The 25432-nt window shown below is 45.9% G+C and carries 19 protein-coding genes; 10 read left to right on the forward strand and 9 right to left on the reverse strand.

Features of this window, described 5'->3' with window-relative positions; genetic code table 11:
• Position 1 precedes the first annotated feature (1 nt).
• The 7 genes from ligA to HMPREF0999_RS02455 all read left to right on the forward strand — a co-directional run bounded on the left by ligA (position 2) and on the right by HMPREF0999_RS02455 (position 10753).
• Positions 2-1996, forward strand: coding sequence for an NAD-dependent DNA ligase LigA (gene ligA, locus HMPREF0999_RS02425; protein WP_005862787.1), 1995 nt, complete (start codon positions 2-4; stop codon positions 1994-1996).
• Positions 1997-2518 carry a DUF6913 domain-containing protein gene (locus HMPREF0999_RS02430; RefSeq protein WP_005857421.1) on the forward strand — a complete coding sequence of 174 codons (522 nt, stop codon included), beginning with the start codon at positions 1997-1999 and terminating at the stop codon, positions 2516-2518.
• Between the two features lie 52 nt (positions 2519-2570).
• Positions 2571-3464 (forward strand): 4-hydroxy-tetrahydrodipicolinate synthase, encoded by an 894-nt coding sequence (gene dapA / locus HMPREF0999_RS02435; RefSeq protein ID WP_005857419.1) that lies wholly within the window; start codon positions 2571-2573, stop codon positions 3462-3464.
• Positions 3465-3678: 214 nt separating this feature from the next.
• Positions 3679-7989, forward strand: a complete 4311-nt coding sequence (locus tag HMPREF0999_RS02440) for a CusA/CzcA family heavy metal efflux RND transporter (protein ID WP_009275092.1) — start codon at positions 3679-3681, stop codon at positions 7987-7989.
• A gap of 18 nt (positions 7990-8007) precedes the next feature.
• Positions 8008-8934 carry an efflux RND transporter periplasmic adaptor subunit gene (locus tag HMPREF0999_RS02445; protein ID WP_008779764.1) on the forward strand — a complete coding sequence of 309 codons (927 nt, stop codon included), beginning with the start codon at positions 8008-8010 and terminating at the stop codon, positions 8932-8934.
• A complete protein-coding gene (locus tag HMPREF0999_RS02450) occupies positions 8931-9992 on the forward strand; it encodes a sensor histidine kinase (protein WP_005857415.1) in 1062 nt (353 codons plus the stop codon). Before HMPREF0999_RS02445 ends, HMPREF0999_RS02450 begins: the two co-directional genes overlap by 4 nt.
• On the forward strand, positions 9989-10753 hold the full coding sequence (locus HMPREF0999_RS02455; protein WP_005857414.1) for a LytR/AlgR family response regulator transcription factor: 765 nt from the start codon (positions 9989-9991) through the stop codon (positions 10751-10753). The genes HMPREF0999_RS02450 and HMPREF0999_RS02455 overlap by 4 nt, the downstream gene beginning before the upstream one ends.
• Here the strand turns inward: HMPREF0999_RS02455 and HMPREF0999_RS02460 are convergent.
• From HMPREF0999_RS02460 to HMPREF0999_RS02480, 5 genes are all read right to left on the reverse strand, one after another.
• Positions 10748-12817, reverse strand: a complete 2070-nt coding sequence (locus HMPREF0999_RS02460; protein WP_029257194.1) for a sensor histidine kinase — start codon at positions 12815-12817, stop codon at positions 10748-10750. The genes HMPREF0999_RS02455 and HMPREF0999_RS02460 overlap by 6 nt on opposite strands.
• Positions 12818-12897: 80 nt before the next feature.
• Positions 12898-14667, reverse strand: coding sequence for an ATP-binding protein (locus HMPREF0999_RS02465; RefSeq protein ID WP_008772333.1), 1770 nt, complete (start codon positions 14665-14667; stop codon positions 12898-12900).
• A 15-nt stretch (positions 14668-14682) separates the two neighbouring features.
• Positions 14683-15369, reverse strand: coding sequence for a response regulator transcription factor (locus HMPREF0999_RS02470; RefSeq protein WP_005857410.1), 687 nt, complete (start codon positions 15367-15369; stop codon positions 14683-14685).
• A gap of 180 nt (positions 15370-15549) precedes the next feature.
• Positions 15550-16542 carry an N-acetylmuramoyl-L-alanine amidase gene (locus HMPREF0999_RS02475; protein ID WP_009275094.1) on the reverse strand — a complete coding sequence of 331 codons (993 nt, stop codon included), beginning with the start codon at positions 16540-16542 and terminating at the stop codon, positions 15550-15552.
• Between the two features lie 77 nt (positions 16543-16619).
• Positions 16620-17198, reverse strand: a complete 579-nt coding sequence (locus HMPREF0999_RS02480; protein ID WP_009275095.1) for a 3'-5' exonuclease — start codon at positions 17196-17198, stop codon at positions 16620-16622.
• A 245-nt stretch (positions 17199-17443) separates the two neighbouring features.
• Here HMPREF0999_RS02480 and HMPREF0999_RS02485 point away from each other — a divergent pair, with 245 nt between their 5' ends.
• On the forward strand, positions 17444-17890 hold the full coding sequence (locus HMPREF0999_RS02485) for a cold-shock protein (protein WP_005857403.1): 447 nt from the start codon (positions 17444-17446) through the stop codon (positions 17888-17890).
• A 43-nt stretch (positions 17891-17933) separates the two neighbouring features.
• Positions 17934-18755, forward strand: a complete 822-nt coding sequence (gene panB / locus HMPREF0999_RS02490; protein ID WP_005857401.1) for a 3-methyl-2-oxobutanoate hydroxymethyltransferase — start codon at positions 17934-17936, stop codon at positions 18753-18755.
• Between the two features lie 9 nt (positions 18756-18764).
• Here the strand turns inward: panB and HMPREF0999_RS02495 are convergent, their stop codons facing one another.
• Positions 18765-19991 carry a phosphatase PAP2 family protein gene (locus HMPREF0999_RS02495; protein ID WP_010183270.1) on the reverse strand — a complete coding sequence of 409 codons (1227 nt, stop codon included), beginning with the start codon at positions 19989-19991 and terminating at the stop codon, positions 18765-18767.
• A 320-nt stretch (positions 19992-20311) separates the two neighbouring features.
• On the opposite strand from HMPREF0999_RS02495, the gene HMPREF0999_RS02500 reads away from it, so the two are divergent.
• Positions 20312-21658 carry a cobyrinate a,c-diamide synthase gene (locus HMPREF0999_RS02500; protein WP_009017295.1) on the forward strand — a complete coding sequence of 449 codons (1347 nt, stop codon included), beginning with the start codon at positions 20312-20314 and terminating at the stop codon, positions 21656-21658.
• On the opposite strand, the gene udk is transcribed toward HMPREF0999_RS02500, so the two are convergent.
• The 3 genes from udk to HMPREF0999_RS02515 all read right to left on the reverse strand — a co-directional run bounded on the left by udk (position 21615) and on the right by HMPREF0999_RS02515 (position 25344).
• Positions 21615-22244, reverse strand: coding sequence for a uridine kinase (gene udk, locus HMPREF0999_RS02505; protein ID WP_005862771.1), 630 nt, complete (start codon positions 22242-22244; stop codon positions 21615-21617). The genes HMPREF0999_RS02500 and udk overlap by 44 nt on opposite strands.
• A gap of 608 nt (positions 22245-22852) precedes the next feature.
• Positions 22853-23527: a porin family protein gene (locus HMPREF0999_RS02510; RefSeq protein WP_009275097.1), complete on the reverse strand. Its 675-nt coding sequence runs from the start codon at positions 23525-23527 to the stop codon at positions 22853-22855.
• Positions 23528-23535: 8 nt separating this feature from the next.
• Positions 23536-25344: a LysM peptidoglycan-binding domain-containing protein gene (locus HMPREF0999_RS02515; protein ID WP_005862770.1), complete on the reverse strand. Its 1809-nt coding sequence runs from the start codon at positions 25342-25344 to the stop codon at positions 23536-23538.
• Positions 25345-25432: the final 88 nt, after the last annotated feature.

A 25432-nucleotide genomic window follows, 5' to 3' on the forward strand; every position in this document is an offset into this window, starting at 1 on the left:
TATGGTCGAAGCAAAGATAAAAGCCCTGCGTGATGAGCTGGAGCGGCATAATTATAATTATTATGTGCTTTCGGCACCGACAATATCAGACTTTGAGTTTGATAAGATGATGAAAGAGTTGCAGGAACTGGAGGCGGCGCATCCCGAGTTCGCCGATCCAGATTCCCCGACTCGGCGAGTGGGGAGCGACCTCTCGAAAGAGTTTGAGCAAGTAGTACATAAATATCCGATGCTTTCGTTGGGTAATACGTACTCCGAGGATGAGATCCGAGATTTTTATGATCGTACGGTCCGCTCCTTGAATGAGCCTTTCGAGATTGTGGCGGAGCTTAAATATGATGGCACTTCTATCTCTTTGACCTATGAGAAAGGACGCTTGACGCGTGCCGTGACCCGTGGCGACGGTACTCGTGGTGATGACGTGACGGCGAATATCAAGACCATCCGTTCGGTTCCATTAAGACTCCGGGGTTCTGATTTTCCGGAGGAGTTCGAGATCCGTGGCGAGGTATTGCTGCCTTGGGCGGAGTTTGATCGCTTGAATAAGGAACGGGAGGAGCAGGAGGAACCCTTGTTCGCCAATCCTCGCAATGCCGCTTCCGGTACGTTGAAACAGCAGAATCCGGCTATCGTGGCCTCCCGTAAGCTGGATGCTTATTTCTATTATTTATTGGGTGAGAACCTGCCGGCCGAAGGGCATTATGAGAATTTGCAGGCGGCTCGCGCATGGGGTTTTAAGATTCCGGACGTGATCCGTAAATGCCAGAGCCTACAGGATATATTCGATTATATCGCTTATTGGGATGTGGAACGTAAGAACCTGCCCGTGGCGACGGATGGAATCGTGTTGAAGGTAAACTCGCTTCGTCAGCAGAGGAACTTAGGTTTTACGTCGAAAAGCCCTCGCTGGGCGATCGCTTATAAGTTTCAGGCAGAGCGTGCCGAGACTCGCTTGAACTCGGTCTCTTTCCAAGTGGGACGGACGGGGACGGTCACTCCGGTGGCGAACCTCGAGCCCGTATTGTTGGCGGGGACGGTGGTGAAGCGGGCTTCCCTGCATAACGCCGATATTATCGAGGGGCTTGACTTGCATATCGGCGACCAAGTGTATGTGGAGAAAGGCGGGGAGATCATCCCGAAGATCGTGGGAGTGAACGTGGAGGCTCGTTCGATGCTGATGGGGGATAAGGTCCGCTTTATCCGTGTGTGTCCGGAGTGCGGGACTCCTTTGGTGCGTCCGGAGGGAGAGGCGGCGCATTACTGTCCGAACGAGTCGGGCTGTCCTCCTCAGATCAAGGGGCGTATAGAGCATTTCGTGACCCGGAAGGCGATGAATATCAATATAGGCCCGGAAACGGTGGAGGATTTGTACAACGCCGGTTATGTAAAAGACTCGGCGGACTTATATACGTTGACGGTTGCCGATTTATTGCGTCTGGAACGGTGGGCGGAGAAGAGCGCCCGGAATCTGATGTCGAGTCTGGAGGAATCCAAGCAAGTTCCTTTTGAGAGGGTCTTGTTCGGTCTGGGGATTCGTTTCGTGGGAGAGACGGTCGCTAAACGCTTGGTCTCGGCTTTCCATTCGATCGAGGCATTGGAGCAGGCGTCCTTAGAGGATTTGGTAGCCGTGGACGAGATCGGCGAGCGGATCGCCCAGAGTGTATTGAGTTATTTCTCGGACGAGAAGAACCGTACGTTGGTGAACCGATTAAAGGAACAGGGCTTGCGGATGGCGGTTTCCGAGGAGCAATTGGCGAACCGTTCCGAGAAGTTGAAAGGATTGACGATCGTGATCAGCGGGACATTTTCCAAGCATTCACGTGACGAGTATAAGGCGATGATTGAGCAACATGGCGGCAAGAATAGCGGCTCCGTCTCGGGGAAGACCGATTATATCCTTGCCGGCGAGAATATGGGACCGGCCAAGCTGGAGAAAGCGGCGAAGCTGGGTGTGAAGATTATCAACGAGGATGCGTTCTTAAATATGCTGGAATAAATGTTTACGAATTATTTTATCAAGAAGAAGATACAGGCTTTAGTGTCGGACGCTGGGGGGCGTCCGCATCGTTCCCTTTCCTTGGATGAGGCACGTTCGCTTTTGGTCTTGTATAATATAGAGGATCACGAGGACGTCATGAGGGCCTTGGAGCCTTTGCGCAAGGCGAAGAAGGATATCAAGACGTGTGTGTATGTGCCGTCCGGAGGAGCGGATATTCCTTTCGACGATTCCAATATTCCTGTACATTCAAAGAGCGATCTCAATGCGTGGGGATTCCCTTCAGATAGTGTCTTGGAAAAGGTGGGCGCTCTCAAGGCGGATATCTTGATCGATATCACCCGGCCGGGTTGTTATGCCTTGCAATACATCGCTCTCCGGCATCCATCCGCCTTCAAGGTCGGGATTAAGTATCCGGGCCAAGAATGGTACGACTTAGGCTTGACTGTAACAGATAAGGACGATATTCAGTATTTATTCGGACAGATATTATTTTATTTGCGTTCCATCCGTGCTAAATGATATAATTTCCTTATTTTTGCAGTGCTAAATAACAAAAAGGAATATTTTCCCCATGGCAGACATAAATTTAAAAGGAATGGGTGTGGCGTTGATCACGCCATTCAAGGAAGATGAGAGTGTAGATTACGAGGCGTTAGGCAAGCTGGTGGATTATCAGGTGCAGAACGGTACGGATTATTTGGTAGTGCTGGGTACTACAGCGGAAACCCCTACACTTACGGAAGAAGAAAAGAAAAACATTATAAGCTTGGTAGTGACTCGTGTACGGGGCCGTATCCCTATCGTATTAGGCGTGGGAGGTAATTGTACACGGTCGGTTGTCGAGAAGTTGAAGACAGATAATTTTGAGGGTATCGACGCTATCCTCTCGGTCGTACCTTATTATAATAAGCCTTCCCAAGAAGGGATTTACCAGCATTACAAGGCGATCGCCAACGCTACCCATTTACCGATCGTACTCTATAACGTACCGGGGCGTACGGGCGTGAACATGACGGCTGAGACTACGCTTCGCATCGCCCGTGAGTTCGATAACGTGATCGCCGTGAAAGAGGCTTCCGGCAATATCACCCAGATGGATGATATCATCAAGAACAAGCCGGCCCGTTTCAACGTGATCTCCGGTGACGATGGTATTACTTTCCCTTTAATGACATTAGGTGCGGTGGGAGTGATCTCCGTGATCGGTAACGCCTTCCCTCGTGAGTTTAGCCGTATGGTACGTCTGGCCTTGGCGGGTGATTATGATAGCGCACGTACGATCCATCACAGCTTCACGGAGCTGTTCAGCCTGTTGTTCGTGGATGGAAATCCTGCCGGAGCGAAGAGTATGTTAAATATGATGGGCTTTATCGAGAATAAGCTTCGTTTGCCTTTGGTTCCTACACGTATCGTCACGTATGAGAAGATCCGTGAGGTGTTGCGACAGTTGAGCATTAAGTGCTGATCCGCTTTTAACGGCAACGATTCTTATTATTTATATAGGATAACAAAAGGGGCTTCATGTGTCATAGAGGGCATGTGAAGCCTTTTTCTATTGATATGCTCCAACTCCTCATACCGATACTTCAACCTTGATTTCGGTCACTTCATTATTTTATGTCGGGCAGGCAAACGCTTACCTTTTATTTTTGTAACTATTCTATTAAATAAATGAAGTGATGTTTAAAGCGATTGTCCATTTTTCTATTCAGAAGAAACTATTCGTTGGGTTGACAACCTTGTTTCTGCTTCTGGGAGGAATCTATGCCATGATGACTTTACCGATAGATGCCGTACCGGATATAACGAACAATCAAGTGCAAATCGTGACGGTATCGCCAACCTTGGCCCCGCAAGAGGTAGAGCAATTGATCACCATGCCTATCGAGATAGCGATGAGTAATATCATGAACGTGGAAGAGATCCGCTCCGTTTCCCGCTTTGGCCTGTCATTGGTAACGGTCGTGTTTAAGGAAAGCGTGCCTACCTTGGATGCCCGCCAACTTATAAACGAGCAGATACAGACCGTGGCGGGAGAAATCCCCACGGAACTGGGTACGCCGGAGCTGATGCCTATCACGACCGGCTTGGGCGAGATTTATCAATATGTATTGAGCGTGGAGCCCGGTTATGAGGAGAAATACGACGCCATGGAACTCCGTACCATTCAGGACTGGATCGTGAAACGGCAACTGAGCGGTATACCGGGTATCGTGGAGATCAATAGCTTTGGCGGCTATCTGAAACAGTATGAGGTGGCGGTAGATCCGGATGCCCTTTATTCCTTGAATATTACGATCGGCGAGGTGTTCGAGGCGCTCAACCGGAATAACCAGAATACGGGCGGCAGTTATATCGAGAAAATCAATAAGGCTTACTACATCCGTAGCGAGGGAATGATCGGCAAGATAAAGGACATCGAGCGCATCGTGATCACGAACCGTGGAGGGATACCGATTCATATAAGCGATGTCGGCTCGGTTCGCTTTGGTTCCGCCAAGCGTTTTGGAGCCATGACAAAGGATGGCGAGGGAGAGTGCGTGGGCGGTATCGCCATGATGTTGAAGGGTGCGAACGCCAATGTCGTGACCAAGGAACTGGAGGCACGGGTCGAAAGGGTACAGAAAATGTTGCCGGAAGGTGTTCGTGTAGAACCTTATTTGAATCGTTCCGAATTGGTAGACCGAAATATATCCACCGTGATCCGTAACTTGATAGAGGGAGCGTTGATCGTCTTTATCGTATTGATCATCTTCTTGGGGAATGTGCGGGCCGGTTTGATCGTGGCTTCCGTGATCCCGTTGGCGATGCTTTTCGCTTTTATCTTGATGCGTGTTTTCGGGGTCTCCGCCAACCTGATGAGTTTGGGGGCCATCGATTTCGGTATCGTGGTCGATGGATCGATCGTTATATTGGAGGGGATGTTGGCGCATATCTATTCGAGGCGGTTGATGGGGCGTACGCTCTCTGCCGAGGAGATGGACCGGGAGGTTGAGGCCGGAGCCGGTCATGTCGCCCGGAGCGCTACCTTTGCCGTATTGATCATTTTGATCGTCTTCTTCCCGCTACTTACGCTGACCGGGATAGAGGGCAAGTATTTTACCCCCATGGCGAAGACCTTGGTATTTTGTATTATCGGGGCTTTGATCCTTTCGCTCACCTACGTGCCGATGATGGCCTCCCTGTTCCTAAAGCGTACGATCTCTTCGAAGCCTACATTCGCCGATCGTTTCTTCGGGAAATTAAACGGGGTTTACAGGCGTACGCTTCATTTCTGTCTGCGTCATATCTGGGGAACGATCGCTTGTTCTTTCGCGGCTCTGGCTGTGTCCCTTTTCTTATTCACGAGGTTAGGGGCGGAGTTTATCCCTACGCTGGATGAGGGGGATTTCGCCATGCAGATGACGCTTCCCGCCGGTAGTTCCCTGACGCATAGTATCGAGCTATCGAAGCAAGCGGAAGAGACCTTGATGAAGAGTTTCCCGGAGATCAAACACGTGGTAGCCAAGATCGGAACGGCCGAGGTTCCGACCGACCCGATGGCGGTGGAAGACGCGGATATCATGATCGTGATGAAACCTTTCAAGGAATGGACCTCGGCCTCCAGCCGTGCGGAGATGGTGGAGAAGATGAAGGCTTCCTTGGAACCGATTACGGGGGCGGAGTTTAATTTCAGCCAGCCGATCCAGCTTCGCTTCAATGAATTGATGACGGGAGCCAAGGCGGATATCGCGATCAAGCTATATGGAGAGGATATGGCGGAGCTTTATAAGAAGGCGAAGGAAGCTTCTCTTTTCGTGGAGCAAGTACCGGGAGCCGCCGATGTGATCGTGGAGCAGGCGATGGGGCTGCCGCAATTGGTCGTACACTACGACCGTGCCAAGATCGCCCGTTACGGGATGAATATAGAGGAGTTGAACACGATCATCCGTACGGCTTATGCGGGAGAGGCGGCGGGTGTCGTTTTCGAGAATGAGCGACGTTTCGACTTGGTGCTTCGTCTGGATAATGATAAAGTGGCGGATCTGAATTTGGATAAGCTCTTTGTACGGACTGCCGAGGGAATCCAGATCCCGGTTAGCGAGGTCGCTACGATCGAGCTGGTCAACGGGCCTCTACAGATTAACCGGGATGCCACGAAACGCCGTATCGTGATCGGGGTGAATGTCCGTGACGCTGATATCCAGAAAGTCGTGCGTACTATCCAAGAAACCCTTGACAAGCATATCAAGCTGGAACCGGGATACTACTTTGAGTATGGCGGCCAGTTCGAGAACTTGCGGAATGCGATCGATACGCTTACGATCGTGATACCGGTCGCCTTGTCATTGATCTTATTGCTGTTGTTCTTTGCCTTTAAGAGTGTTACCTACTCGCTGGTGGTATTTTCTACCGTCCCGTTATCCTTGATAGGGGGTATTCTGGCCCTTTGGTTACGAGGGTTGCCTTTCAGTATATCAGCGGGGGTCGGCTTTATCGCCTTGTTTGGCGTAGCGGTCTTGAATGGTATATTAATGATTAATCATTTTAATAACTTACGGAAACAAACTAAATATCAAATGACAACGAATCGTATCCTCGCGAAAGGATGTCCGCATCTACTTCGCCCCGTATTCTTGACCGGCTTGGTAGCTTCTCTAGGATTCGTGCCGATGGCGATAGCGAAGTCCGCGGGCGCGGAGGTGCAACGTCCGTTAGCGACGGTCGTGATCGGAGGCTTGATTGTCTCCACGATCTTGACGTTGATTATTATCCCGGTATTTTATCGGTTGGTAAATAGCTCGGCCGCTTGGAAGCGCCAACGCTGGTTGAAGCGCCTATTGCCGTTTCTTCTTTTTTTAGGTATCTTATTCCCCACGCATGCCCAACAGACGGTGTCGTTGGAAGAAGCCGTGACGATCGCCTTGGAGAATCATCCTCGCCTGAAGACTGCCACGGCATCCATTGAACGTAGTCGTGCTTCACGGGGAGAGAGCTGGGAGGTGTCACCGACCACCTTTAATTATTCATGGGGACAGATCAACGGTGAGACACGAAACGACAATCAGATGGAGATCACGCAATCCTTAGGCTCTCTATTGACCCCATTTTATAAGAACGCCTTGGTGAACCGTCAAGTCGCCACGGGAGAATATTACCGGGACTTGGTGAAGAAGGAGATTACGGCCGAGGTAAAACGGGCATGGGCTTATTATCAATATGCCTTTCATCTATGTGCCTTGTATAAAGAGCAGATCGAGTGGGCCGGACGTTTGCGAAAGGCAAGTCAGTTGCGTTATGAGCAAGGGGATATCACGCTATTGGAGCGGAATATGTCATCTACCTTGGTCGCCGATCTGCAAACCCGTTTGTCGCAGGCGGAGGAGGAGTTGCAATTGGCTGCCCGTCGTTTCTCATGGACTTGTTATTCGGATTCCCCATTGCTGCCTATGGATACGACATTGGTTTTATTCCCCGCTCGCGTAGCCGAGATCGCTCCGTCCGATATCCATCTGAATTACTTCCGGAGCGTGGCCGATGAGAAGAAAGCCATGCTTCGTATCGAACGAAGCCGTTTCTTCCCGGAACTATCGGTAGGATATGTGCGTCAGAAAATAGCCCCGTTGAGCGGTCTGGACTCTTGGATGGTCGGGATCTCGTTCCCGGTATTGTTCTTCCCGCAGCATAGCCGGGTAAGGCAAGCGAAGATCGATTCCTATATCGCCCGTACGGAAGCGGAGAGTAACATCCGTCAATTGAACAATAAGGTGGAGGAGTTGAGCGTCGCGCTTCGTAAGGAAGGAGAGCATATCCGCTATTATACGACCGGCGCTTTACCGGAAGCGGATGCTTTGTTGAAGAGCGCGACGGTACAGTTCAAAGAGAGCGAGACAGATATCACGCAGTTTGTCCAAAGCCTGAACGCCGCCCGGGAGATCCGGCGGGGATATATCGAGGCCGTATATGCCTATAATATATCGGCGCTTGAGTTGGAGTTGTATAGTAGATAACCAGAAAAATAGTATAAGATGAAAAAGATATGGATTCCTGCGGCTCTTATGGCATTGGCCGCATGCAGTATGACAAACAATGCGGAGAAAGGACAGGGCGATTCGCAAGACATAACTGCCCGGCCCGCTATTACTCAAGTAGCAGAAAACGTACCGTCCGAACCATCCGTGGATAGCGTAGAGGTGGATGGGATTTCCTCGGCTACGGCCCTTCCGAATCACTCCTCTTTCAACGGGATCATGGTAGTTCCCCCGCAGCGGCAGGCTACGGTTACATTGACGATGGGAGGCACGGTTCATGCTACTACGCTGCTTCCGGGCGATTATGTGAAGAAGGGCTCCGTGGTCGTCAGCTTGGAGAATCCGGATTTTATCACGTTGCAACAGACCTATTTGGATGCCCATGCCCAAACGGAATACTTAGAGGCTGAGTATAAAAGGCAACAGCGTTTGAGCGAGCAAGAAGCGGCCTCGCAAAAACGTTTCCAGCAAAGCAAGGCGGATTATCTTTCCATGAAGAGCCGTCAAGATGCCGCCGCCGCGCAACTCGCTATCCTAGGTGTCTCCGCCGGCGATCTTCTGGAAGACGGTATCCAACCTTATTTGGAGGTAAAAGCGCCATTAAGCGGTTATGTCGCCGGGCTGTCCATTAATCTCGGTAAATACGTGAACGCGGGCGAACCGATCTGTGATGTGATCGATAAAGGCGAGACTCTCCTTTGCCTGACCGCTTATGAGAAGGATTTAGCGGACTTATCCATTGGGAACCAAGTACAGTTCCGGGTGAATGGAATGGGGAAGGAGACCTTCCATGCGGTCTTGGTCTCGATCGGACAGGAGGTGGACGAGACGAGCCGTTCCTTGGAAATGTACGCTCGGGTGAAAGAGACGAATCCCCGTTTTCGTCCCGGTATGTATGTTTCCGCACGGGTAGAGAAGAAATGACTATCTTTGTCTTCATGAAGAAAATGAATATAAAGAATAAATATGTGTTCTCGTTGGTCATCATATCGATCATGGTGGCCTTCTTGATCCATTTCCCGGAATTGGTGTCGTTGTTTGACGTTACCGGGCAGAACGCTCTTTTTCCGGATATGTCGGTATTGGATGTAGCGAATGAGGTCTTTTTCACCTTCGTGTCCCTCTTACTGTTATTTGCGATGAACACGTATGTCTTTGGTTTCAATCGGCAGAAAGCGCGTATCTCTTGGCAGAAGGTTCTGCTCTCGTTCGTAATGACTTGGTGCGTGAATAATTTATTAGGAAAGGGTTTCGTGTTCTTGCACCATCAGTTTGATATCCCGGCGATCGACGCCTTGGTGCATCATTATCTGCATCCGTTGAGGGATTTTATCATGTCGTGCGTCGTTACGGGTAGTTGCTATATGATTTACCTGATTCGTCAAAGCCAGCAAGTACAGGTCGAGAACCAGCAATTGCGGGCGGAGAATTTATTGAACCAATATGAGGCCTTGAAGAGCCAGCTTAATCCTCATATGTTATTTAATTCCTTGAATACGCTCCGTTCCTTGATCCGGGAGACTCCCGGGAAGGCACAAGAATATTTGCAGGAGTTATCCCGTGTCTTACGTTATACCTTGCAAGAGAATGAGTGCCGTAGTGTTACTTTACGGGAGGAGATGGATTTCGTGAACGCTTATATCTTCCTTTTGAAAATGCGCTATGAGGATAATCTAGTTTTCGATATAGACTTAGGGAAGGAGCACGAGTCTAAGCAACTGCCTCCTATGTCGGTGCAGCTTTTGATCGAGAACGCCGTGAAGCATAACGAGATTAGCAACCGCCATTCATTGACCATATCCGTTCGTTCGGACCATGATTCCTTGACGGTTAGCAATCCCATCCAACCGAAATTGACACATAGCGGAGGCACCGGTATTGGCTTGGTGAACCTGAGTAAACGTTATAACCTCTTGTATAAGAAAGATATTTCCATAAAAGAAGATGCTAGTATATTCAGCGTAACAATCCCTTTGGTATGAAAGCTTTGATAATAGAAGACGAGAAAGCGGCTGTCCGTAATTTGATGGCATTGCTGGGAGAGGTTGATCCGGATATCGAGGTGATCGATGTCCTAGATAGTATTACGGATAGTGTTGAATGGTTTCAATCGCATCCAATGCCGGAACTTATCTTTCTGGATATCCATTTGGCGGATGGTTCGGCTTTCGAGATCTTCGGTCATGTAGATATCTCTTGCCCGATCATTTTCACGACAGCCTATGATGAATATGCGCTGAAAGCGTTTAAAGTGAATAGCGTAGATTATCTGTTGAAACCGATCGACGCGGATGATATACGGAAAGCTTTGGATAAGTTGTCACGGTTACAATCGACGGCTGTGGAGAAAGAAGCGATCGATTATTCCGCTGTCATGCAAGCCTTGAAGCGGGTGGAAGGATATAAAACGCATTTCTTGATCCCTATGAAAGGGGATAAGCTGCTACCTGTTTCCGTGGATATGATCTTATTTTTCTATATAGCGGACGGAAATGTAAAGGCGGTGATGACGGACGGGAAAGAATACCTTTTCACGCAGACCTTGGATGAGCTCGCCGATAGCCTTGATCCCGCCTTGTTCTTCCGGATCAATCGTCAGTACTTGATATCCAGAAAGGCGGTGCAAGATATCGATCTCTGGTTTAACGGACGCCTTGCGATCAATTTGATCGTACCGACCTTGGACCGTATATTGGTTAGCAAGGCGAGAGTGCCGGATTTCAAGACGTGGTTTACGTCATGATGGATTATCAAGAGGGTTGTAGGGATGGAGTACGATGAACCGGGCTCCATGCTTATACGTCGGGTCTAATTGAATGGAGCCACCTAAATGCTCGATAATTGTTTGGCTGATGGATAACCCTAAGCCTGTACCCTGCGCATATTCATCTACCTTTTCGAAACGCTCAAATATGACTTTCTGCTTATCCTCCGGTATTCCACATCCGGTATCGGTTACGGTGATACGTACATGCTGCTTGTCCTCATCTATTTGATAAGATAGGTTGATCTCTCCTTCTTTCGTGAACTTGCAGGCATTGGTCAATAAGTTTATCAATAATTGTTGGAGACGTATCGAATCTGTCTGGATATGTAAGGGGTCTTCAGAAGGTGTATAGGTCAATTGAACACCCGGAAAGACCCGGTGCTCTACACTTGCCAAAGCGTTCCGGCAACAATCCGATAAGCTTGTCTTCTCTATAATGAACTTCATATTCCCGGATTCTAGGCGAGAAAGGTCAAGAATGTCATTTATCAGATTAAGTAATAAATAAGAGTTATTGTTGATAATGGAGAAAAACTCTTTCTTTTCGCCAGCGGAAATAGATTCATCGGATATTAATTCCGAAAAGCCGACAATCGCGTTAAGTGGCGTACGGATCTCATGGCTGATATTGGCGATAAACGTGCTTTTCATCTGGTTGGCGTGTTCCGCTATCTCTTTGGCTGTACGAAGTTGACGCTCGGACTCTACTAAGGCTTCCTTGTCTTTCATAAGTTCTCGTTGGTAGCGGCGTGCGGAGCGATAGGACTTGTATACGATGTATAGCATCACTAAAAGCACGATCGATACTACGAGTAGAATAATCATTAACAACCTTTGGGTATGCAGTTGTTGTTCACGTAGCTGTAGTTCATATGCCTGCATCTCTTGATTGTTTAGATCATGTAATGTCCGGAGCTGATTGATCTGCCGGTTGAAGGCCTCGTCATGCAACATCTTGGTATGTTCTACAACTTCTCTACTAAATGCGAGCGCTTCTTTATAACGTCCCAATGCTTCGAGTATCTCGACTTTCAGCTCCGAGGTTCGTATATCTTCTTCTGTTAATTTATTTTTATCTATGATATTCAGCGCCCTTTCATACATACCTATTAAATAGTAATACTTGGCGAAAACGAAGTTGTAGCAGAATTCCGTATAATCATCTCCGGTTTTCTCTACGATCGGTGTCGCTTTCAACAAGGCGTCCAATGTCTCCTTGGGCTTGTCTTGAAGGACATACATATCCGCATAAAAAACATACATTAGCGCACGGCAACGATCCACGGGGAATGCGGTGCCTTGTTCTTCATTCTCTCTTTCCCTATCTTGGATCATTTCATCGTAACGGGTTAATAATTCCTCGGCCTCGGTGAAATGATCGGTTCGAAGATAAGATTCGATGAGGTTTCCCATGTATTGCATCTCGAATTTCGGATTGTCACCTCGTTTCTGTAATAAATCGAGACCTTCCCGATAAGCTACTATCGCATCACTATCCCGATGTATCTCTTGATAGATTAAACCTAGGTTCTCATTGCAACAAATCAATCCATATTCACTTTTTGTATCACGGGCATAGTTGTATAGGCTGATCGCCCCGTTCATTGCTAACTCATAATTGCCGTCCCATAGATCCATTTGGCAAATGAATCCTCGTGCATCGAATAATGCGTCTGGAACCTCATTCTTGGCCGCGGCCAATGAATCTATCTTATGCGACCAGTAAATCAGGCTATCCCTGTTTTGTATATTGTAATAATGGCGGGATAAGTTGGCCCATGCGTAATATAAAGAAGCATGACCTTTCAAAGTGGAGCTTGCCACATCCGCCATTTTGTTTAGGTAAACAATCTCCTTGGGCGTTTGCCTGTACATTGTCGCTAAATCTTTATATAACTCGATCTGTTCATCTACGGTTGGCGAGGACTTTAATAGGGATAAAAGACTATCTTCCCTTTGTTGGGTAGTATAGGTGTTTTCCGCTAAAGAAAACATTGGGATCATTAAATAGATAAATAATACTAAATAGGTATTTCTCATGATATTGTATGATGTTCAATACAAAAATACATTTTAATATTAAATATCAAGCGTATGTTATGGAATTTTCGAGGTCTGCCTTATAGTTTCTTTTTCAAAGTGAAGAAAAAAGTAACCCCTTTTCCCGGACTGCTCTTCGCCGATATTTGTCCTTTATGAAAATTAACCCCGTTTTTAACGATAGATAATCCTAATCCGGTTCCTCCGATCTTACGACTGCGTCCCTTGTCTACCCGGTAGAAGCGCTCGAATATGCGATTGATATGTTCTTCCGGGATACCCACTCCATTATCGGAGAAGCTAAAGTAATAATATTTAGGATCTTCTTTATAGCAGTTGACGGTAATCTTTATGTTTTCTCCCGCATAAGCGATCGCGTTGTCATATAGATTCCGGAATATGGAATAGAGTAGGGAGTTATTCCCGAACACGGTCGGATCTCCCGGGAGGATAATTTCCGACGTGATGTGTTTTTCTTCCATATCTTGGGAGCATTCTTTTTGTATCTCGGCGATAAGCTTCGTGATATTTACTTCCGTGAGGTCGAACATCTCGGATGCCTCGTCAAGTCTGTTTAATACGGAAATATCTCGTAATAATCCTGTAAGGCGGGTACTTTGGGAATAACAACGTTCCAAGAAAAATTGACGTTTGTCCGGACTCAAATCTGGGTTGGATAGGATTGTTTCCAAATACCCTTGAATGCTGCTGACCGGTGTTTTCAGCTCGTGAGAGACGTTCTGCGTAAGCTGTCGTTTCATCCGGCTTTCTTCTTCTTGACGGGATATATCATTAATAGAGATCTCATAACTATTATCGAGGAATAAAATACATTCGATCAAGAATATTTTACCGTTCTTGTCAATAGTCACGGACTCTCTTAATACTTTCTTTTTCCGATTCAGATTCCGGATATTCTTATTCAAGAAGGTACGGATTGGTTCTAATTCGGCTATATCAGTAACGTCTTCCACTTGGTGGATCTGGGTGTCGGATATGACATTTATGAATTGAATGAATAGGATGTTAGAAAGAATCTCCCGCCCTTCACTTGTAAACATGGCGAAGCCTTCCTTGGAATATTGGAAATGTTTGATAAGCTTTTCCCGCTCCATGGATAACTCGTTTTTCGCTTTCTGCTGCCGATGGTATAAGGTTACGATATTCTGTGAGATGTCACCTAGCTCATCATTCGGGAAAACATAATCGACCGCAGGCATTCGATCTTTCTCTACGTTTAAGGCGAAATCCCTTAGTTTGGATATCGTTTTACCTATGCTGAAAGTAAAACGGGAAAGGACAAAGAAGAAAATCAAGGTCATCAATGCCATGAAATAAATGAAGTCCTTGTTTACCGTCAATATCCCTCTTACATATGGATCATAGGGCAGGGCTGAGCGGTAAATATAACCTCCTATATTCGATGCCGAATAGAAATACCTTTTTCCCGTAGATTCTGAGGAACGGATAGCGAACCCTTCATTATATAATCGGGCTTTGCGTACCTCGCTTCGATCGTTATGATTATTGAACTCATCCGTCCCGCTATTATCAAACAATACGTCGCCGGACGGATCTATAATGGTTACCCGCAAATCCTTTTGAGGGATGTCGTCCATGAAACTTATTACGGTCTGGTTGATGTCCGTACTTTGTTGGCATTTGCGGAATAATTGGTAATTATAGTTACTCAACACATTGTTCAACTTTTCTTGCGCGAACTCCCTTTCCCGCTGATATTGGAATAGCAGGAAACAGACCGTAAAGCCCAAGAACATAAAAAAGACCGACCAGAAAAGCCGTTGGCTAAACGGTATCCGGTGTCTTTTCTCACCATCTATCTTTACCATGATTCAGCGACAATATTAGCATTCAAAACAATAACCGAAACCTAAGCGAGTTACGATGTTCTTTCCATAAGGACCTATTTTCTTACGTAACCGGGTGATGTTGACATCGATGGTACGGTCTAGAACATATACCTCGTCTTTCCAGATGCGAGACAGTATTTCCTCTCTGGAGAAGACGTTCCCTTTATTTTCCAATAGAAGTTTTAGTATCTCAAACTCTTTTTTGGTCAATGGAACTTCCACCCCGTCTACCGTAGCCTTGATGCGTTTCGTATCAAGAGCTAATGTCTCATACTCAAGTTTCTCAATCTCTTTTTCTTTTGATTTCTCGGAAGTTCTTCTTAGTACGGCCTTAACACGCGCTATCACTTGGCGGATGGAGAAAGGCTTGGAGATATAGTCGTCCGCCCCGAGATTGAACCCTGTGAGCATATCGTTCTCCGTATCTTTGGCCGTGAGGAAGATGATAGGGGTATTGGCCGTCTTCTCATCTTGTCGCAGGATACGTGCCATCTTGAAACCGGAGATTTCTCCCATCATGACATCCAACAATAATAAATTGTAAACGGTCAGATCCTTTTTTAATGCCTCTTCCGCACTATAGGCGGTATCTACTTCATAACCTTCTATTTCTAAGTTGAATTTAAGGATCTCACACAAATCCTCTTCATCATCCACTACAAGAATACGAGTTGTTGCCATAAGCTGTTCTGTTTTTAAAAGAGTGCCTTACGGCTCTCCATATACAAATATAATTATTTTTGGCAAAGAACGGATATTCTTATTTCGGAGAAATGAAATATATGTTACATTGCTGTTAAGATCGCTCATATAACATTTCTGCCGCAGGATATGTGTTAGTATAATAGATCATTAGGGATGCTACTTCCTATAATAATTATAATCCGTGACAAAACCCTCGCAAAGCCAGTTGGCCAAGGCTTGCCGATTGTTGCTGAGGATGATCCGTTGTTGGTCGTATTGGTTTTGTATGTTGCCCAATTCGACGAATACGGAGGTCGGGGTCGTGTGACGTAATACATATAAGTTACGATCGTCTACCGTGCCCGAGAATCCCCGGCCCGGCTGGTGGCGGTTGTATTTGCGCGAGAAAGTGGATTTCATCGTTTTAGCCAAGCGCTTGCTCGCTTGATCCTTGGGCTTATGATAGAAAAAGACATCGGTCCTTTGATGCCGGCTCCGGCTGTCCACATGGATGAATATCGCTCTCTTATAAGTTTCTTTATCTTTCCGGCTCAAGCTGTTTATCTTGGCGCAACGCTGATCCAGACGGCTTACTTGGCTGAGGGGGATCGGACTACCCATACAAGTTTCCCGTTTGCTGTTATTGAGGAATTGCTGGTCACGTATTCCGTCCTTTGCGTCTTGGATGATAATATGTACCTTTGCGCCTCGCGTTAAAAGATTGCGTGCCAGACGTAGCATGATGTCGTAAGCGTATTCATCCTCATGCAATTCATGGGAGCCCATTTTACCGATCGCTCCGGGGTCCGGACCGCCATGACCGCTGACCAGATAAAAGCAAGCTCCCTTTAAATCGGAAGAGGTTATTTTGTAACTGGCTAGCGACTTGCCGAATAGGGGCTGATAATTCTTCTTCTGAGGGGCGGAGGCGAGCGGAGGCAAGGTATATTTTACGCCCATGCGCAGACTGTTATTTTTACCCAACTTCCCTTTATTAAGCTCGATAAACTCTTTCTGATACGTCCCGCCGGTACGGTTGAAGCGTTTGAGAAAAAGAGTGATGCCCTCTCCGTTTTTCGGATACGCCTTTTCTTGGGCAGTCAAGGAACCTGTATATACGAGAGCGATAATAAAGATGAAGAAAATACGGATACTATGTTTCACAGACATCTTAAAAATTGATTCTACGCCGTAAAGATAATTAAATCAACCTATAGTCAAAAATGATAATTTATAAAAAGAATCAATCAACCCATAAATGAGAGGGAGGATATCCTATTATAAATTTCTTTGGTTAATTGAATATCATAGGATGCGTCATGCAATTTAGCGGAATCTATTTGTATGCCTAAAGCCCTTGCCACTGTTTCCTGCTTGAAATCTGTCATCTCATGCCGTTTGCGCATCAAATGCTGGGTAGACAATACCATTACGTCGATCGAGTTCACCCAGAACCATGAGTAGAAATAATGATCTCCGTTCTGTACGAAGAAGGCTTTCAAGAAGTGATTATCGAAAGAGGCGTTGTTGTATCCTACGAGAAAGAACTTGTCTTTTTTATCAAACTTGTCCACGTATTTGGACAGCATGTTCACGAATTTAACGTACACCTCTCGCATGGGAGGATAAGCTTGTATCTGTTCCTTGGACACGTTGCAAATGCGAAGCGCTTCTTCCTCTATCTCACATTGGGAATGTGGGCAGACATTGAAATTAAAAGATTCCTTCGTAACCCCATCAATTACGATCTCCCCACTTATTTGGTGGACGCCATTTCTCCAGTATTTTATGCCGGTAGTCTCTAAATCAAAAAAAAGTAGTTTCATAAATGCTTTTTGGTATAGGATGCAAAAGTAAGTTTTTTTATTCTTAAATGAGAGGATCTATAAGGTTTTCTCCGTTTATTTTATTATCTTTGCGAAAGTTTGAGTCTAGAATCATTATCGACATAGTTCTTCTTTTTATATTATTATTAAGCGGATCTCTCCTTTAATCATCAATTCTCACGCTAAGTTAGTATAAACAACGCTTCACGGAACGTGAGGCCCTAGTATAAATTAAAATCGACTGTATGGCAAAATACGCATCATTTGGTAAACGTGAAAACGAGAAAAAGAAACAAGCCCGCCGAGTAGAGAAACAGAACAGGAAAGAGGAAAGAAAATCATCCGGTAAGGCGACTAGCTTTGAGGATATGATCGCTTATGTGGATGAAAATGGGATGATCACCTCTGTCCCTCCCGAACTTCGTCAAAAAGAAGAGATAAATCAGGAAGATATCTTGATCTCGACTCCTAAGAAAGAGGATGTGGCTCCCGTTATCTTAAGGGGCAGGGTAGACTATTTTAATGAGGCAAAAGGGTTCGGGTTTATCCGTGACTTGTCGGGGACGGAAAAGTATTTCTTTCACGTGAACAATGTTGTGGATGATATCTCCGTGAACGATATCGTGACGTTCGACCTTGAACGTGGCGACAGAGGCTTAAGTGCCGTGAATGTTTGTCTTGAAAATAAATAATAATACTTACCTTTGCGGCCGAAACAATTAATAAAAATATAATATGTCTGTCGCAAAAGTAGATGATAATAGAAAGGTGACCACACATCGCTTGATAGAGATGAAGCAGCGTGGCGAGAAAATATCCATGCTTACCGCCTATGATTATTCGATGGCGAAATTGATCGATCAAGCAGGAATGGATGTGATCTTGGTGGGAGACTCCGCTTCTAACGTAATGGCTGGAAACGTGACCACTTTGCCGATTACGCTCGACCAGATGATTTACCATGGTAAATCGGTCATGAAAGCGGTGAATCGTGCGCTGGTGGTGGTAGACCTGCCTTTCGGTACGTACCAAGGAAACTCTAAAGAAGCCTTGGCCTCCGCTATCCGGGTGATGAAAGAGACGCATGCCGATTGTATCAAGTTGGAAGGCGGGGCTGAGGTTCGGGAATCTATCGAACGTATCTTGTGTGCCGGTATTCCAATTATGGGACATTTAGGATTGACGCCGCAATCGATCAATAAATTCGGTACGTATACGGTACGTGCCCGTGAAGAGGCCGAGGCTAATAAACTGATCGAGGATGCCCATTTGCTAGAGGAGATAGGTTGTTTCGCCTTGGTGCTGGAGAAGATCCCGGCGGAGTTGGCAGCTCGTGTCGCTTCGGAGCTTACGATCCCGGTTATCGGCATTGGCGCCGGTGGAGGCGTAGATGGTCAAGTGTTGGTTATGCATGATATGCTCGGTATCAATCAAGGCTTTTCTCCCCGTTTCTTACGTCGCTACGCTAATTTAGGGGAGGAGATTACCCGTGCCGTACAAGCGTACATCGAGGACGTGAAATCTCAAGACTTCCCGAACGAGAAGGAGCAATATTGATTTTTAAATCTACCAAAGCATGATATTTACCGATGCTCCGAGCGTCAAGGCCTGTAAGGTCTTATGATGCTCGAAGCGATCGGTTTCTTTTTTGGGGTTGGCTATGTATGATACGAATCGTGAGGGGATAAAAGTATAATCGAGAAATACCCGCACATTTAGATTAGGATGCAATATGTATGAGAAAGAGGCGTTTGTGCTATATCCTATATTAAACGCTTTATTCGTGTTTACGATCTCTTTCTCAATCGTTTCCGGTTTGCCTTCCTCCACGCCCAATGCTGATATTCGGGAGGCTGGGCTGTAATTACATCCGATTAGCAGTTTCGTGCCCAAGAGAAATCGATTGGTCACCGGATACGATAGGTAGGAGCCGATGTATCCGCCGATCATGTCGAGAGGATCGGATTTTAGGGCGTTCACTTGATAGGTCGTACCGGGAACTGTCGGATTCGCTAAGGGTTTCGTAAGGGATAAAGGCATGCTTGTCGCCGAGATGCGTCCGCCGAAGCCTATATAACGATTCATGAACCAAGCGCCTTCAAATCCGGCCGTACTTCCCGGCGATGCTTTTAATCGCACATCCGGAGCCAGATTAAACTTTGTCGGCATCAAGCTAAACCCCATATAGATTCCGAAAAAAGAGGGATTTCGCTGGTAATTGAATGTCTCGAATCCCAGATAGCTATGGGTGATACCTTTGTCCTTGAAGATCAGATCCGTTAGAAAATATCCGACCTCGGTCGATAAGATCCCGATTCCGGCACCAACCATTACATCCGATAGCCAGTGCTTGTTATTGAGCATACGGGATACGGCCGTGGCGGTCGCTACCGTATAGCCTCCTATACTATACCAAGGACTACGGGTCGTCCCGTATTCTTTATGCAACATGGTGGCGGCCATAAATGCCATGGCCGTGTGCCCGGAAGGGAAAGAATGATTGTTCGAACCATCCGGACGGGTGACATTTGCCGTATGTTTCACCGTATTGATGGTCGCTCCCATGATACTGGCGGTGATGGCTTCGGATACGAGCATTCGGGACCAAGAGCTTCTTCCTTGTACACCGCCTATTTTTAAGCCAAGCATCGCTACGGCAGGTAGATATTGCAGGTAATCGTCGTAATGGTATCGGAAATTTGGAATATATGTATTGCGCAAACTCTGAAAATGATCGTCCTCATTCTTGATAATCAAACCGCTAACGATCAACGGTACCCCGATATAGGTCATTTGGAAAACATTGCTGGTAATTATCTTGTCGGTTTGTCTTTGGATTCTTCCCCAAGTAGATAAAGGCGCTAGATTGGAACTGTCGTTCCGGTGGGTAAAAGTGCTTGTTTGGGAAAAAGTCGTGCCCTGAAACATTGATATGCAACAAATACTATATAATATGGTTAATCTTGTTTTCACTAACTACTTATTCTTTTTGTTTCATGCAGCGAATATAATAGGATCGATTTATAGTATAACAAGAATTTATGTTATTTCTATGTTACATTTACGAGTTGGTTTCATATCTTTGTTTCCCAGATATATTAGAAACAGAATACATGAGATCTCATTTGCTAATAGGTGCTGCTTCGTCGGGAAGCGGGAAGACTACTTTTACCTTAGGATTGCTTCGTGCCTTGAGAAATCGTTCTTTACGGGTGCAGCCTTTTAAGTGTGGGCCGGATTATATAGATACTCGTCATCATAAAATGGCGGCTGGTTGCGCTTCCGTGAATTTGGATGGTTTCATGATGTCGGAAGGGCATATCAAGGATTTATATGCCCGGTATACCTCGAATGCGGATGTAGCCGTGACCGAAGGGGTGATGGGGCTGTTCGATGGCTACGATGCCATGCGAGGGAGTAGTGCGGAGATCTCCGGTTTATTGCGGATACCGATCGTATTGGTGGTGAACGCTAAAAGTACGGCTTATTCGGTAGCTCCCTTGCTTTATGGCTTCCGGAATTTTCGGAAAGATCTGAATGTCGTGGGGGCGGTATTTAATTTCGTGGCGTCGGAGAGTCATTATTCTTTCTTGAGACAAGCGTGTGAGGATGCAGGTGTGGAAGCGTTAGGCTATCTACCGAAGTGTGCGGATGTAGAGATCCCGAGCCGGCATTTGGGGTTGTCGTTGGATGAGGATTTTTGCTTTGAGGAGTTTGCGGACCGGGTTGCTTGCTTGGTGGAGGAGCATGTGGATATAGACCGCCTGTTGGCAATCACGGCTTTGCCAGAGCGACAGCCAGTTCCTCGGGTTAAGGAAGTCATGAGGACTGTTTCAAAGGCAAACTTAAATATAGCCATCGCCCGTGATCCCGCTTTTAATTTCTCATATGAGGAAAATATACATTTCTTATCTACTCTAGGCAAGATTACCTATTTCAGTCCATTGAGGGATGATTGTTTACCGGAGGCCGATTTTGTCTATTTGCCGGGTGGATATCCCGAGTTATATTTATCGGAGTTGAGCATGAATTCCGGGATGCGTGAATCGATTCATTCCTTTGTGGAAGTGGGGGGCAAGTTGCTGGCGGAATGTGGGGGGATGATGTATCTCTGTAAAGAGATTATCGGTACGGATGGGAATGCCTATCCAATGGCCGGTGTATTACCGCAATCCGCCACGATGGAGAACATGAAGTTACGTTTAGGGTATCGGACTTTATGCTATAAGAATGATGTCTTACGAGGGCATGAGTTCCATTATTCCCGGATCGTGCCTATGGAAAGTCCGCTGCCTTCGGTAGCGAAAGCCTTTACGGCGAAAGGAGGTCAAACGGATACCCCGCTATATCGCTACAAGAACGTATTGGCGGGGTACACGCATTTATATTGGGGAGATCCCTGTCGGAACGATTGGTTTATTGATTATCTGTATGGGGAAGCCCCAGATTGTTCTCGATAAACATTTTCAATATATTGATGGCGATCTGGTTGCTTCCTCCTTCGGGTATAATTAGGTCGGCATATCGTTTGCTAGGCTCTATAAATTGCAGGTGCATAGGCTTTAGTACCCGGGTATAGCGTTCCATTACCGCTTCCGCCGTGCGTCCTCTCTCGATCATATCCCGTTGGATCACACGGATAAGACGTTCGTCGGAATCTGTATCGACAAATACTTTCAAGTCCATCAAGTCTCGTAATTGAGGGTCGCATAAAGCGAGGATCCCTTCGATGATGACAACATCACGAGGCTCGATATGAATGGTCTCGGGCAATCGGCAGCAGGTAAGATAAGAATAAGTGGGCTGCTCGATGCATTTCCCCTCTTTCAGCAAGGTGACTTGCTCTGAGAGGAGCGGCCAATCAAATGCGTCGGGATGGTCGAAATTAATATATTGACGTTTCTCTACCGGCACATGGCTGTTATCTTTGTAATAAGAATCTTGAGGGAGTAATACGACCTCACCGGGAGGTAAACTTTCTATGATCTTTTTTACCACTGTAGTTTTCCCGGAACCAGTCCCGCCCGCTATACCTATAATTAGCATGATTTCTTATATTAATCCATATTTATGTTTATAAATGCAAAGGTAAGAAATATTTATAGTGGTAGTATTTCGCTATTAATAGAAAAAACGAGATAAAAAGAGCTGAATTCTATGTTGTATAGCATGTTTGTCTTAAATAAAGTTAATGAGTAAGCTTTTCTTGTTGGAAAATTATGCTGCATAACATAAAGTCTCTATATTTGCACTGTGTTTTTCATGGTATTAGATTTAAGGTTAACAATGAGATTGGCTGTCCGTGACGGATGGCCTTTTCTTTTATAGTAGGTCACCTCAACAATAATGATAGTTAGATGCGTTCCCCATTGTATTCATGATTTATTACTGTAGAACCTTCCTGTTGGATAAAGGTATTATCGGGAGTAGCTTGTACGCCTGTATCCAAAGATCTTTTCACGGATGTGAAATGATCTTTTCACAAGGGTGAAACGATCGTATCACGAGCGTGAAAAGATCTCTTCACAGGTGTGAAAAGATCAGATCGTCCGGAGATTGGCTATACTATCCACCGTTCTTATCCCTTGAGTGGGATTACTTGCGGCACAGATCTTACGATTGGTTGTTACGATATTATCACGGGCCCATCTCCTTTATTTGCTAAAGATGGGAATCAGATAGGTTAGTTTCGCGGATATTATTTGGCTGGAAGATTTAGAGAATGTGTCTCCTTTACGGCTATTGAACATATCGCCCAGCGCATAGTAATAACGACCTTCCAACAGGAAAGAGCCTATTCCGGTGCGGAGCTCGATTCCCGGTCCGCCGCAAAGCCCCCAATCGAACTTCTTTTGGACTTCCATTGTATGTTGTTCGTCCGGACGGTTCGCGTTCGGGTTCTCGCCATTAAGGTTCGACTCCGTGCTTTCGCTCAGCGCATAACCGATTTTAGGCCCTAGATTGACGAATACACGCACTCGCTTGCTTCCGAAATGGATGTGCGTCAAGAACGGAAGTTCCATATAGTTTACCGTACGGCTATATTTATATTGAGGTTTCTCCTCAAACTTCTCTTCCCATCCATGTTGGGTAAAGTTCAATTCCGCCTGTATGCCTAAATTGGGTTCCGTATTCCAACGTATCGTCGCTCCCCCGTTAAACCCAAGTTTCATCTTCGTAGGGACTTTTGGGGCAAAACTTACGCTAGAGAAATTTAATCCGAAGGACGCTCCAACCGCAAGCTCTTGCTTAAAAGTACTTTTCTGCGCATGGCAAATCGATAAGCTTGCCATGCACAGAAATATCGCTACAAATATTTTTTTCGTCATCATATCAATTATCTTACCTCACTGCGGGTTACCGTATAATCATTCTTGTAATGTACAATAAACAAGTTCGTATTGATAAAACCGCCCCAATTATTCACTCTATGGAAATCGAATCCGGTCTGGATGCTCTTATAATGGATCTTGTCTAGATTATTCTCGAAGTTCGAGCCATATTTATTGATGGCACCTAGGAAATACATACCCGTGTCAAAGCCTAGGATTCCATATTTCGGGAATGTGTTGATTAAATTCTTGCTATACCAGTTTTTATAATCGGAATAAAAGCTATGGACTTCCGGAGATAAGTTGTCCGCATAGAAATTACTATAGATATAGGTGTTCAATGCGTAGAAGTCCTCCAGACACTCTCTTGTATAGGTCTGCCATTCCGGATAACCGAATAGGTTGACCATATAAGGCTCTTTCTCCTCCTCTTTCAACTCGGAAAGCATACGGAGCGGTGCCTTGATCTTATTCACCGCATCTAAGGAGGCGGAGGTTGGCAATACCACATTCCGCTTGTCCCTTACCATGGCTGCCTCTATATCCGTGGCGAAAGTATCCCCTTTATAAGTTACTTCCTTGAACGGGATATCGCGTTGCTGCATCTCCGTCTTGAAGGCTTTGATAAATTCCGGCTTTTCTTCTTTATCCTTTATATTGACAAGTATGATATTGTAATCCGAGAATAAATCGCATCCGGCTTGTGCCGCCTTGGAGTATAAATAGGAATGAGGTGTGTTTACTTGATAAACATTCGCGTTTGACAAGACATCATCATTCTTGGAGGTGAAAGGGATCACGTATTTGATATTATGCTTTTGGGCAAAATCAGCGATCAATCCGATTTGGTCGTTCTGTACGGCGCCAATGATCAAATTAGCGTTTGATAACGCATCTTCTTTCAATATCTCCTTGACTTTCTTCGTACCGTTTCCAGTATCATATACCGATAGCTCGATAGAGGTTCCCATATTTCGTAAGCTGTCGACCGCCAATAGCAATCCCTCGTAATATTCCACGAAACGGGAGGTTGCGGATGATTGCGTTGTCTCGTTCGTCATGAACGGCAACAATAAGGCGACTTGGATACGGTTCACCTTCTTTATATCTTTAGGAGTAGAGAGGAGGGCGTTCACCTCACGCTCTTCCGGCTGTCTTATGTTTTGGGTGATCACTTCTTCACTGGCTACCGGTATCTTGATAACCATGCCCGCTTTCACTCCGTTTTTCAGCTCGGGGTTGAGTCTTAAAAGCTCCACGCTGGAAATATCGAACTTCCGGCAGATACGGTACATGGTCTCTTTTTTCTGTATGGTATATTCCATTTCCTTCTGTACGGTCTTTTTTTCCGTAGTAGGCAAGGTTTCCAGTCGTGTCGGCGGGATCCGGATATTCTTGCCAATCGTAAAGGTCGATGTGGAGAGACCCGGATTGGCGGCGATAATATCCGTGGCGGGCACTGAATATTTAATGGATAAAGAGTACAAGGTCTCTTTCGGCTGGATCGTATGGTATGTATAGTTATCTGCTTTGCCGGAAGGTGCGATAGCGGAGTCCTTCTGCGGGATTCTTAACGTAGAACCGGCCTTGATCCCTTCTTTACTTTCCGGATTCAACCGATAAATATCCTCTACGCTTACGCCATACATGGTCGCTATGGCGTATACGGTTTGTCCGCGTTCGATGGTATGATAAAATATATCGCTCCCTTGTTCGTTAGTAAAAATAACTTGCTTATTATTCTTTTGGGAATAAACGGTTACGCTCGATAAACTTAAAAAGAACGTCAATGCGTATATACTAATCTTGTTCATTTGCTGTTCGGAGTATTTTGTGACAAAGATAGTGAATTTTGCTTATCATGCTACGTATGTCCTTTTATTTCCCTAATTTTGGAACCGT

The organism is Parabacteroides sp. D25 (assembly GCF_000307475.1).
Lineage (GTDB): Bacteria > Bacteroidota > Bacteroidia > Bacteroidales > Tannerellaceae > Parabacteroides > Parabacteroides distasonis.

Bases quoted from the DNA above. Each gene is read 5' to 3' on its own strand.
- HMPREF0999_RS02455 (WP_005857414.1), top strand. From the start codon at position 9,989: ATGAAAGCTTTGATAATAGAAGACGAGAAAGCGGCTGTCCGTAATTTG.
- udk (WP_005862771.1), bottom strand. From the start codon at position 22,244: ATGCTAATTATAGGTATAGCGGGCGGGACTGGTTCCGGGAAAACTACA.
- ligA (WP_005862787.1), top strand. From the start codon at position 2: ATGGTCGAAGCAAAGATAAAAGCCCTGCGTGATGAGCTGGAGCGGCAT.
- HMPREF0999_RS02485 (WP_005857403.1), top strand. From the start codon at position 17,444: ATGGCAAAATACGCATCATTTGGTAAACGTGAAAACGAGAAAAAGAAA.
- HMPREF0999_RS02475 (WP_009275094.1), bottom strand. From the start codon at position 16,542: ATGTCTGTGAAACATAGTATCCGTATTTTCTTCATCTTTATTATCGCT.
- dapA (WP_005857419.1), top strand. From the start codon at position 2,571: ATGGCAGACATAAATTTAAAAGGAATGGGTGTGGCGTTGATCACGCCA.
- HMPREF0999_RS02515 (WP_005862770.1), bottom strand. From the start codon at position 25,344: ATGAACAAGATTAGTATATACGCATTGACGTTCTTTTTAAGTTTATCG.
- HMPREF0999_RS02440 (WP_009275092.1), top strand. From the start codon at position 3,679: ATGTTTAAAGCGATTGTCCATTTTTCTATTCAGAAGAAACTATTCGTT.
- HMPREF0999_RS02445 (WP_008779764.1), top strand. From the start codon at position 8,008: ATGAAAAAGATATGGATTCCTGCGGCTCTTATGGCATTGGCCGCATGC.
- HMPREF0999_RS02470 (WP_005857410.1), bottom strand. From the start codon at position 15,369: ATGGCAACAACTCGTATTCTTGTAGTGGATGATGAAGAGGATTTGTGT.
- HMPREF0999_RS02450 (WP_005857415.1), top strand. From the start codon at position 8,931: ATGACTATCTTTGTCTTCATGAAGAAAATGAATATAAAGAATAAATAT.
- HMPREF0999_RS02465 (WP_008772333.1), bottom strand. From the start codon at position 14,667: ATGGTAAAGATAGATGGTGAGAAAAGACACCGGATACCGTTTAGCCAA.
- HMPREF0999_RS02500 (WP_009017295.1), top strand. From the start codon at position 20,312: ATGAGATCTCATTTGCTAATAGGTGCTGCTTCGTCGGGAAGCGGGAAG.
- HMPREF0999_RS02430 (WP_005857421.1), top strand. From the start codon at position 1,997: ATGTTTACGAATTATTTTATCAAGAAGAAGATACAGGCTTTAGTGTCG.
- panB (WP_005857401.1), top strand. From the start codon at position 17,934: ATGTCTGTCGCAAAAGTAGATGATAATAGAAAGGTGACCACACATCGC.
- HMPREF0999_RS02495 (WP_010183270.1), bottom strand. From the start codon at position 19,991: ATGACCTATATCGGGGTACCGTTGATCGTTAGCGGTTTGATTATCAAG.
- HMPREF0999_RS02480 (WP_009275095.1), bottom strand. From the start codon at position 17,198: ATGAAACTACTTTTTTTTGATTTAGAGACTACCGGCATAAAATACTGG.
- HMPREF0999_RS02460 (WP_029257194.1), bottom strand. From the start codon at position 12,817: ATGAGAAATACCTATTTAGTATTATTTATCTATTTAATGATCCCAATG.
- HMPREF0999_RS02510 (WP_009275097.1), bottom strand. From the start codon at position 23,527: ATGACGAAAAAAATATTTGTAGCGATATTTCTGTGCATGGCAAGCTTA.